The 9,983-nt window shown below is 75.5% G+C and carries 1 protein-coding gene and 7 pseudogenes; all 8 read left to right on the top strand.

Annotation, left to right across the window (positions count from 1 at the left end; all coding sequences use genetic code 11):
- Nucleotides 1-21: 21 nt before the first annotated feature.
- Nucleotides 22-462 (top strand): annotated as a pseudogene (locus tag OG439_RS50115) (beta-ketoacyl reductase); the annotation flags it as partial.
- A gap of 18 nt (nt 463-480) precedes the next feature.
- A pseudogene (locus OG439_RS50110) lies at nt 481-1,284 on the top strand (polyketide synthase); the annotation flags it as partial.
- A pseudogene (locus OG439_RS50105) lies at nt 1,273-1,653 on the top strand (hypothetical protein); the annotation flags it as partial. The pseudogenes OG439_RS50110 and OG439_RS50105, both read left to right, overlap by 12 nt.
- Nucleotides 1,630-1,995: pseudogene (locus OG439_RS50100) on the top strand (ketoacyl-synthetase C-terminal extension domain-containing protein); the annotation flags it as partial. The pseudogenes OG439_RS50105 and OG439_RS50100, both read left to right, overlap by 24 nt.
- A gap of 9 nt (nt 1,996-2,004) precedes the next feature.
- Nucleotides 2,005-3,045 (top strand): annotated as a pseudogene (locus OG439_RS50095) (acyltransferase domain-containing protein); the annotation flags it as partial.
- A pseudogene (locus OG439_RS50090) lies at nt 3,028-3,426 on the top strand (polyketide synthase dehydratase domain-containing protein); the annotation flags it as partial. The pseudogenes OG439_RS50095 and OG439_RS50090, both read left to right, overlap by 18 nt.
- A gap of 57 nt (nt 3,427-3,483) precedes the next feature.
- A pseudogene (locus OG439_RS50085) lies at nt 3,484-3,906 on the top strand (polyketide synthase dehydratase domain-containing protein); the annotation flags it as partial.
- Nucleotides 3,880-9,978, top strand: a complete 6,099-nt coding sequence (locus OG439_RS50080) for a type I polyketide synthase (protein WP_442792330.1) — start codon at nt 3,880-3,882, stop codon at nt 9,976-9,978. The pseudogene OG439_RS50085 and the gene OG439_RS50080, both read left to right, overlap by 27 nt.
- The last annotated feature ends 5 nt before the right edge of the window (nt 9,979-9,983 follow it).

Here is a 9,983-nt window from a genome sequence, read left to right as displayed (position 1 = left end):
CTGTGGCGCCAGGACGGCGGCATGACCGGACACCTCGCGGCGGCCGACACGACCCGCATGGCGCGTTCCGGCCTCGGTGTCGTCGAAGCCGCCCACGGCATGGCGCTACTGGACGCCGCGCTGGTCAGCCCGGCGGCGTTGCTCGTGCCGATGGTGCTCGACCTGCCCGCCCTGCGCGCGCAGGCACGATCGGGACCGATGGCCCCGATGCTGCGCGAGCTGGCCGGCCCCGGCCGGCGCACCGCGCACACCGCCGCGCCCACCACCGGAATCCTGGCCGGCCTCACCGGGCTCGACCCCGAACAGCGGCTGGCCGCGCTCACCGACCTCGTCACCGCCGAAGCCGCGATCGTCCTCGGCGGCGGCCGCGGGATCGGCGCCGCCCGGGCGTTCCGCGACGCCGGGTTCGACTCGCTGACCGCGGTCGAGCTCCGCAACCGGCTCACCAAGGCCACCGGCGTCCGGCTGCCCGCGACGGTCGTGTTCGACTACCCGACCCCGCGCGCCCTGGCCGGGTTCGTCGACGGCGAGCTGTTCGGCGCGACCGCCGTGGCGGCCCCGGCGCACACCGCCGTGACCGACGATCCGGTCGTCATCGTCGGCATGGGCGTCCGGCTGCCGGGCGGCGTCGCGACCCCGGACGAGCTGTGGGAGCTGCTGCGGACCGGCCGTGACGCGATCTCGGCGGTCCCCGCCGACCGCGGCTGGGACCTCGGCGACACCCACCCGCACTTGGGCGGGTTCCTGCACGACGCGGGCTCGTTCGACCCCGGCTTCTTCGGCATCTCGCCGCGCGAAGCCCTGGCGATGGACCCGCAGCAGCGGCTGTTGCTCGAGACGTCGTGGGAAGCCCTCGAACGCGCCGGGATCGACCCGTCCTCCCTGGGCGGCCGAGACGTCGGGGTCTTCACCGGCCTGGCCTACCAGGGCTACGGCGCCGGGGTGCGATCGGCGGAGCTGGAAGGCCTGCTGGGCACGGGGTCGGCGAGCAGCGTCGCCGCGGGCCGGGTGTCCTACGTGCTCGGGGTGCAGGGTCCCGCGGTGACGGTGGACACGGCGTGTTCGTCGTCGCTGGTGGCGATTCACCTGGCCGCGCAGTCGCTGCGCTCCGGCGAGTGCTCGGTGGCGCTCGCGGGCGGGGCGTCGGTGATGGCGTCGCCGTCGATGTTCACCGAGTTCTCCCGCCAGGGCGCGCTGTCCGGCGACGGCCGTTGCCGCGCGTTCGCCGAATCGGCCGGGGGCACCGGCTGGGCCGAGGGTGTCGGCGTCTTGGTGCTGCAACGGCGATCCGACGCGCTGCGGGAAGGCCGGGAGATCCTGGCCGTCGTCCGCGGCACGGCCGTCAACCAGGACGGCGCGTCCAACGGCCTGACCGCGCCGAACGGCCCCGCCCAGCAGGCCGTGATCCGGCAGGCGCTGGCCAACGCCGGGCTGCGGCCGTCCGAGGTGGACGCTGTCGAGGCGCACGGCACCGGCACCACACTCGGGGACCCGATCGAGGCCCAGGCCCTGATCGCGACCTACGGCCAGGAGCGCGACGAGCCGCTGTGGCTCGGCTCGCTCAAGTCCAACATCGGGCACGCGCAGGCCGCCGCGGGTGTCGCGGGTGTGCTGAAGATGGTCCTCGCCATGCGGCACGAGACGCTGCCGCGCACGCTGCACGTCGACACACCGTCGTCCAAAGTGGACTGGGAGTCCGGTGCTGTCCGGCTGCTGACCGACACGACGCCGTGGCCCGAGGCCGGACGCCCGCGCCGGGCCGGTGTCTCGTCGTTCGGCGTCTCCGGCACCAACGCCCACCTCATCCTCGAACAGCACCCGATGGAGGTGCCTACCGCACCCGAACCCACCGGGGACGTGCTCCCGATCGTGGTGTCGGCCCGGTCGGAAGCCGGGCTGGCGGCCGAGGCGCGTTCGCTGGCCGACTGGGTCACCGGCCACGCCGACCTCGGCGCGGTGGCCGCGTCCCTGCTGTCGGATCGCGCGCTCTGGGAGCACCGCGCGGTGGTCCTCGCGACGGACGTCACCCAGGCCGCGGACAGTCTGCGCGGCCTCGCGGACGGCGTGCCGGACCCCGGCGTCGTCCGCGGCGTCACGCGGACTCCCGGCAAGACCGCGCTGGTCTTCCCGGGCCAGGGCGCGCAGTGGCCGGGCATGGGCGCGGACCTGTGGGACACCGAGCCGGTGTTCGCGGCCCGGATGGCCGAGTGCGCGGCCGCGTTGGCGCCGCACGTCGGCTGGTCGCTCGCCGACGTGGTCCGCGACCGCGACGCCCTCGACCGGGTCGACGTCGTGCAGCCCGTGTCGTTCGCCGTCATGGTGTCGCTCGCCGCGCTGTGGCGGTCCGTCGGCCTGCGGGTCGACGCCGTGGTCGGGCACTCGCAGGGCGAGATCGCCGCGGCCGTCGTCGCCGGCGCGCTGTCCCTCGAAGACGGGGCGAAGATCGTGGCCCGGCGCAGCCTGCTGATCGCCGCCCGGCTGTCCGGGCACGGCGCGATGCTCGCCGTCGGGATCTCCGGCGACGAAGCGGCCCACGACCTCGAAGACCTCGCCGGCCGGGTGGAGATCGCCGCGGTGAACTCGCCGTCGTCGACGGTCCTGGCGGGCGAACCCGAGGCGTTGAACGGCCTGCGCACGGCTTACGAAGAGCGCGGGGTGCGCGTCCGGCTGATCCCGGTGGACTACGCCTCCCACACCGTCCAGGTGGTCGGGATCGCCGACGAGCTGGCCGACGCGCTCGGCGACGTCGCCGCAGTCACGCCGTCGATCCCGTGGTACTCCACAGTGGACGATCGCTGGGTCACCGAGCCGGTGGCCGACGGCTACTGGCTGCGGAACCTACGCCAGCCCGTCCGCTTCGCCGACGCCGTGAAGGCGCTGGGGGAGCAGGGCTTCGGCCTGTTCGTCGAGTCCAGCTCGCACCCGGTCCTGACGACCGGCGTGCAGGACACCCTCGGCGAGCCCGGCGCGATCGTGGGCGGCACGCTGCGGCGTGACCAGGGCGACCGTGCCCGGTTCGTCCGGTCCATGGCCGAGGTGTTCGCCGAGGGCGCCGACGTCGACTGGACCGGCCTGGTCCCGGCACGCCGGACGGCGCTGCCCACGACGGCGTTCCAACGCAAGCACTTCTGGCTCCACGCGGCCGCCGACGGTGTTGCCGGGGCCGGGCTCGAGACCGCGGAGCACCCGCTGCTCGGCGCGGTCGTCGACATGCCGGAGACGGGCGGGCTGGTGCTGACAGGCCGGGTTTCACCGGCCGCCCACCCGTGGCTCGCCGGCACGCTCGTCGAGCTGGTGATCCAGGCGGGCGACCACGCCGGCTGCCCGGTGGTCGACGACCTGCGGATCGAGACCCCGCTCGTGGCGCCGGCTCGCCTGCGGGTGTCGGTCGGTGCCGCCGACGAGACCGGCAAGCGGCCGGTCACGGTCCACTCGCGCCCGGACGGCACGGACACCGCGTGGACCCGCCACGCCACCGCGACCCTGGGCACCGACCCGGCGCCGCGTCCAGCGTCGACGCCGGAATGGCCCCCGGCCGGAGCCGAGCCCCTCGACGTTGACGACTGCTACGACCGCCTCGCCGCTCAGGGCCACACCCACGGGCGCGGCCTGCGCACGGCCTGGACCCGCGGCGAGGACCTCTTCGCCGAGGTCACCCTGCCTGAGGACGTCGAACCCGCCGGGTTCGCGATCCACCCCGCCCTGCTCGACGCCGCGACGCACGTCGTGCTGGCCCGCGCCGGGACGGACCCGGTCGCGGCCGCCGACTGGACCGGCCTGACGGTCCACGCCACCGGCGCCACCACCGTCCGCGTCCACCTCGTGTCCACAGGGGACGGTGGGCACGCGCTCGACCTGACCGACCCGGCGGGCGAGCCGGTGCTCTCGGCCCGGTCCGTGCACACCCGGCGGATCCAGCTCACGAACGCTCGCGAGACGAGCCTCTACACCCTCGACTGGGTCCCGCTGCCCGAACCGGCCGCGGTTCCGGCGGTGGCTCCGGTGGAGCTGACCGGCGCCGCGGACCTCGCCGAGGTTACGGACTGGTTCGTGCTGCGGGTCGACACCGGCGCGTCCTCGCGAACCGAGCCGGAGCGGGTGCGGCAGGTGCTGGAGCACGTTCTGCTTGAGGTGCAAGGCTTCCTGGCCGAACCCGCCTACGCGGACGCCCGGCTGGCGGTCGTGACGCGCGGCGCCGTGAGCGTCGCCGACGAGGTGCCCGATCCGGTCGCCGCTGCCGTGTGGGGGCTGGTGCGCTCGGCGCAGTCGGAACACCCGGACCGGCTGCTGCTCGCCGACCTCGACGACGAGGCCGGCCTCGCGGCCGCGATAGCCGCTGACGAAGGGCAGGTCGCCGTCCGCGAAGGCCGTGCCTGGGTGCCGCGGCTGCGGCGCACCACCACCGACGACAAGCCAGCTGAACTGGACCCGGCGGGCACCGTGCTCATCACCGGCGGCACCGGCACGCTGGGCGCGCTGGTGGCCCGGCACGTGGTGGCGGCGCACGGCGTCCGCAGCCTGGTCCTGGTCTCCCGCCGTGGCCCCGACGCCGACGGCGCCGAAGACCTGCGGGCCGAGCTGACCGGGCTCGGCGCCCGGGTCGACGTCGTCGCCTGCGACATCGCCGACCGCGACCGGGTGCGCACACTGCTGACGCGGGTCCCGGCCGACGCGCCGCTGACCGCGGTCGTGCACACCGCGGGCGTCCTCGACGACGGCGTCCTCGCCGCCCTCGACGCCGACCGGCTCGACACCGTGTTCCGGCCCAAGGCCGACGGCGCGGTCCACCTCGACGAACTCACCCGCGACCGCGACCTGGCCGCGTTCGTCCTGTTCTCCTCCGCCTCCGGCACCCTCGGCGGGCTCGGCCAGGGCAACTACGCCGCTGCGAACGCCTTCCTCGACGCGCTGGCCGAACGCCGCCGCGCCGCCGGGCACGCCGCGACGTCGCTCGCCTGGGGCCTGTGGGCGCCGGCGAGCGGGATGACCGGCGACCTGGCCGCGGCCGACACCGCGCGGCTGGCGCGCTCGGGCATGAAACCGATCGGCGCCGAACAAGGGCTGCGGCTGCTGGACAGCGCGCTGGCCACGACCCGGCCCGCGGTGGTGCCGGTGGTGTTCGACGTCGCCGCGCTGCGGCAGCAGGCCCGCACCGGACCGGTGCCGGCGCTGCTGCGGGAGATCGTCGGGCACGTCCGCGCCACCGCGTCGGCGGCCGGGACCGGCCTGGCCGCCCGGCTGGCCGGGCTCGACGCGGCCGGCCGGCGCGAGGTGCTGGTCGAGCTGGTCCGCGCCGAAGCGGCCGTGGTCCTCGGCGGCGCGGCACCGGGCGTCTCCCGGGCGTTCCGCGACGCCGGTTTCGACTCGCTGACCGCCGTCGACCTGCGCAACCGGCTCGCGACGGCGACCGGGCTCGCCCTGCCCTCGACGCTGGTGTTCGACCACCCGAACCCCGCCGCGCTCGCCGATCACCTCGGCTCGCGGCTCGCGGGCACCGAACCGGCGGCCTACGCAGTCGTCGCCGTCACCAGCACCGACGACCCGGTCGTGATCGTCGGCATGGGTGTCCGGCTGCCGGGTGGCGTGACCAGCCCGGACGGCCTGTGGGAGCTGCTGCGCCGCGGTGGGGACGCCATCGCGGAGTTCCCGGCCGACCGCGGCTGGGACGTCGGCTCCACCGGCTCGTTCGCCCGCCGCGGCGGATTCCTCTACGACGCCGGGCTGTTCGACCCGGAGTTCTTCGGGATCTCCCCGCGCGAGGCCCTCGCCATGGACCCCCAGCAGCGGCTGCTGCTCGAGACGTCATGGGAAGCCTTGGAGCGGGCCGGGATCGACCCGGTCTCGCTGCGCGGCCACGACGTCGGCGTGTTCACCGGCGCCGCCGCGCAGGACTACGGCACGCGACTGCACGAAGGCGCCGGCAGCAGCGAGGGATACGCCCTGACCGGTACGTCGTCGAGCGTGCTGTCGGGCCGGGTGTCCTACGTGCTCGGCCTGCGCGGCCCGGCCGTCACCGTCGACACGGCGTGTTCGTCGTCGCTGGTGGCCCTGCACCTCGCGGCCCAGTCGCTGCGCTCGGGTGAGTGCTCGGTGGCGCTGGCGGGTGGCGCCACGGTGATGGCGTCACCGGGCGTCTTCGCCGAGTTCGCCCGGCAGGGCGGGCTGTCCGCGGACGGCCGCTGCAAGGCGTTCGCCGACGCCGCCGACGGCACCGGCTGGGCCGAAGGCGTCGGCGTCCTGGTGCTGCAGCGGCAGTCCGACGCCCTGCGCGACGGCCGCGAGATCCTGGCCGTCGTCCGCGGCACCGCGGTCAACCAGGACGGCGCGTCCAACGGCCTGACCGCACCCAACGGCCCAGCCCAGCAGGCCGTGATCCGCCAGGCCCTGGCCAACGCCGGACTGTCCACTTCGGACGTCGACGTCGTCGAGGCCCACGGCACCGGCACTACGCTGGGCGACCCGATCGAGGCCCAGGCGCTGCTGGCGACCTACGGGCAGCGGGACGCCGGACAGCCCGTGCTGCTCGGTGCGCTGAAGTCGAACCTCGGCCACACGCAGGCCGCCTCCGGCGTCGCGGGCGTCGTGAAGATGGTGCTGGCGCTGGGCCACGGCCTGGTGCCGAAGACGTTGCACGCCGACGAGCCGTCGTCGCAGGTGGACTGGTCGGCCGGGGCGTTGTCGCTGGTGACCGAGGAGACGGCGTGGCCGGAGCGCACGACGCCGCGCCGGGCCGCCGTGTCCGCGTTCGGGGTGTCGGGCACCAACGCCCACGTCATCCTGGAAGCGGCGCCCGCAGTGTCCGATTTGTCCACTGTGGACGCCGGACCGGCGCCGCTGGTCGTGTCGGCTCGGTCGGCCAAGGCGCTGACCGAGCAGGCCGCGCGCCTGGCCGAGTTCCTCCAGGACGGCGCCGACCTCGCCGCGACGGCGGGCTCGCTGGTGGCCGGACGGACGACGTGGGAGCACCGGCTCGTCGTCCCGGCGCTGGGCCGGGACGAGGCCGTGGCCGCACTGCGCGACGGCACCGGCGTCGTCCGCGGCGAGATCGATCCCGCCGCCGGCGGCGTCGGGATCCTGTTCACCGGGCAGGGCGCGCAGCGGCCGGGCATGGGCCGCGAGCTGTACGAGACGTTCCCGGCGTACGCGGCGGCGTTCGACGCGGTGTGCGCGCAGTTCGACCCGTTGCTGGGTATTTCCCTGCGGGAAATCGTGTTCGGTGAGGACATGGACGGCACGCTGTTCACCCAGGCCGGGTTGTTCGCCGTCGAGGTGGCGATGTTCCGGCTCGTCGAGTCGTGGGGTGTCCGGCCCAAGGTGCTCGCCGGGCACTCGCTGGGCGAGATCACCGCTGCTCACGTCGCCGGTGTGCTCTCCCTGGCCGACGCGGCGACGCTGGTCGCGGCGCGCGGCCGGTTGATGTCGGCGCTGCCGCCGGGTGGCGCCATGGTCGCGATCGAGGCCGCCGAGGCCGACGTCCTCGCCATGCTGGGTGACGACGTGTCCATCGCCGCGGTGAACGGGCCGGAGTCCGTCGTGGTGTCCGGTGCCGCCGAGGCGGTGCACGCCGTCGCAGCGGAGTTCGCCGCACGCGGCCGCCGGACCAAGGCGCTGACCGTGAGCCACGCGTTCCACTCGCCGCTGATGGACCCGGTGCTCGACGACCTGCGCGCGGTCGCCGAGACGCTGACCTTCCGGGACGCCGCGATCCCGGTCGTCTCGACCGTCACCGGCACGGTGACCGACGATCTCGGCACACCCGGCTACTGGGCCGAGCAGGCCCGGCGCCCGGTGCGCTTCGCCGACGCCGTCACCGCGATGGGACCGCTGTCGGTGCTGCTCGAACTCGGGCCCGACACGGTGCTGAGCACGTTGGCCAACAGCCTCGACGGCGTCGCACCCGCAGTCGCGTTCACCCGCCGCGACCACGCGGAGGCCGACACCGCGCGCACCGCGCTGGCCGAACTGTTCGTGCGCGGCATCGACGTCGACTGGAGCGCGCTCGTCCCGGCCCCGCCGCGTCCGGTGGCGCTGCCGACGACCGCGTTCCAGCACCGGCACTTCTGGCTCAAGCCCGCCGACACCACGGTCGTCGACGCGGCCGACGCCGCGTTCTGGCAGGCGGTGGACACCGGGGACGTCTCGTCGCTGGCGGACACCGGCGACGCCGCGGCGTGGGCGGCCGCCCTGCCGCTGCTGGCGCGCTGGCGCCAAGCCCGCCGGGCCGAGTCCGAGCAGCGCGAGTGGACCTACCGGATCGGCTGGGACCGGGTGCTGCCCGGCCGGGCCGTCGCGGGCACCTGGCTGCTGTTGACCGATCCCGGCGCGGCCGAAGACGGCGTCACGGCGGCGTTCGCGGCGGCCGGGATGACCACGAAGACTGTCGTGCTGTCGCCGCACCGCGACGAGCTGGCCGACCGCATCACCGCGGCCGGCGCGGTGGACGGCGTCCTGTGCCTGTCCGACCGGGTCGAGCAGGTGGTGGTGGCGATCCAGGCGCTGCGCGCCACCAGCACCGGCGCCCGGTTGTGGGCCTTGACCCGAGCCGCGGTCGCCGCCGGTGACGCCGACGTCGTCGCCCCGCGCGCGTCGCTGATCTGGGGGCTCGGCCAGGTGGCCGGGCTGGAGCACCCGGACCTGTGGGGCGGGCTTGTCGACGTACCGGCCGTCGCGGATTCCCGGCTGCTGGCCGACGTTGTCGCCGTGCTGACCGGCGACAGCGGCGAGGACCAGGTCGCGGTCCGGACCGCGGGTGTGTTCGCCCGCCGGCTGCACCGCGCCCCGGACACCTCGGCGTCCGACGCGGAGTGGACTCCGCGCGGGACCGTGCTCGTCACCGGCGGGACCGGGGCGCTCGGCGGGCACGTCGCCCGCTGGCTCGCCGGGAACGGCGCGGAGCACCTGGTGCTGCTGAGCCGGGCCGGCGACGCCGCACCCGGCGTACCGGCCCTGGTCGCCGACCTCACCGGCGCCGGGGCGCGGGTCGACGTCGTCGCCTGCGACATCGCCGACCGCGACGCCGTCGCCGCCGTCCTGGCCGCCTACCCGCCGGACGCCGTCGTCCACGCGGCCGGCGTCAACAGCGAAGCGACGTTGATCGAGGACTACGAGGCCGCGGACGTCGCCAAGGTGCTCTCGGCCAAGGTCGACGGCGCCGCGATCCTCGACGAGCTGCTCGGCGACCGGCCGCTGGACACGTTCCTGCTGTTCTCCTCGATCGCCGGGGTCTGGGGCTCGGCGGGGCAGGGCGCCTACGCCGCGGCCAACAGCTACCTCGACGGCCTGGCGCACGCTCGCCGCGCACGCGGGCTGGCCGCGCACGCGGTCGCCTGGGGACCATGGTCGGGCGGCGGCATGGCCGGCCACGGCGACATCGAGCGAGAGCTGCGCCGCCGGGCCGTGCTGACCATGGCCCCCGGGCCCGCACTCGCCGCGCTGGGCCGGGTGCTGCGGCAGGACCGGCCGGCGGTGGTCGTGGCGGCGATGGACTGGCCGCGGTTCGCGCCGATCTTCACCGCGGCCCGGCCGAGCCCGCTGCTCGGCGGCTTGCCCGAGGTCCGCGAAGCCCTGACCGTCGGCACCGAGCCCGGCGCGGGTGCGGACCTGCGGTCGCGGCTGGCCGAACTGCCCGCCGCCGACCGGCTCGAGGTGCTGATCGAGCTGGTCCGGGCCGAAGCGGGCGCGGTGCTGGGCAGCGTCGAGCCGATCGGCGTGCTCCGGGCGTTCAAGGACGTCGGGCTCGACTCGCTCACCGCGGTCGAGCTGCGCGACAAGCTCGCCGCGGCCACCGGGCTCACGCTGCCCGCGACGGTGGTCTTCAGCTACGCCGACGCCACGGCGCTGGCCGGGCACCTGCTGACCCGGCTCGCGCTGCCGGCCCCCGACGAACCGCCCGCACCCGAACCCGACGACGAGGCCCTGATCGCGGGCATGGACGTCGACGAACTCGTGCGCCTCGCACTGGACGGAACCGACTCATGACCACC

The organism is Amycolatopsis sp. NBC_01307, assembly GCF_035975215.1.
Lineage (GTDB): Bacteria > Actinomycetota > Actinomycetes > Mycobacteriales > Pseudonocardiaceae > Amycolatopsis.
Note: the sequence above shows the minus strand (reverse complement) of the source record. Positions and strands in the feature narration are given on the sequence as shown.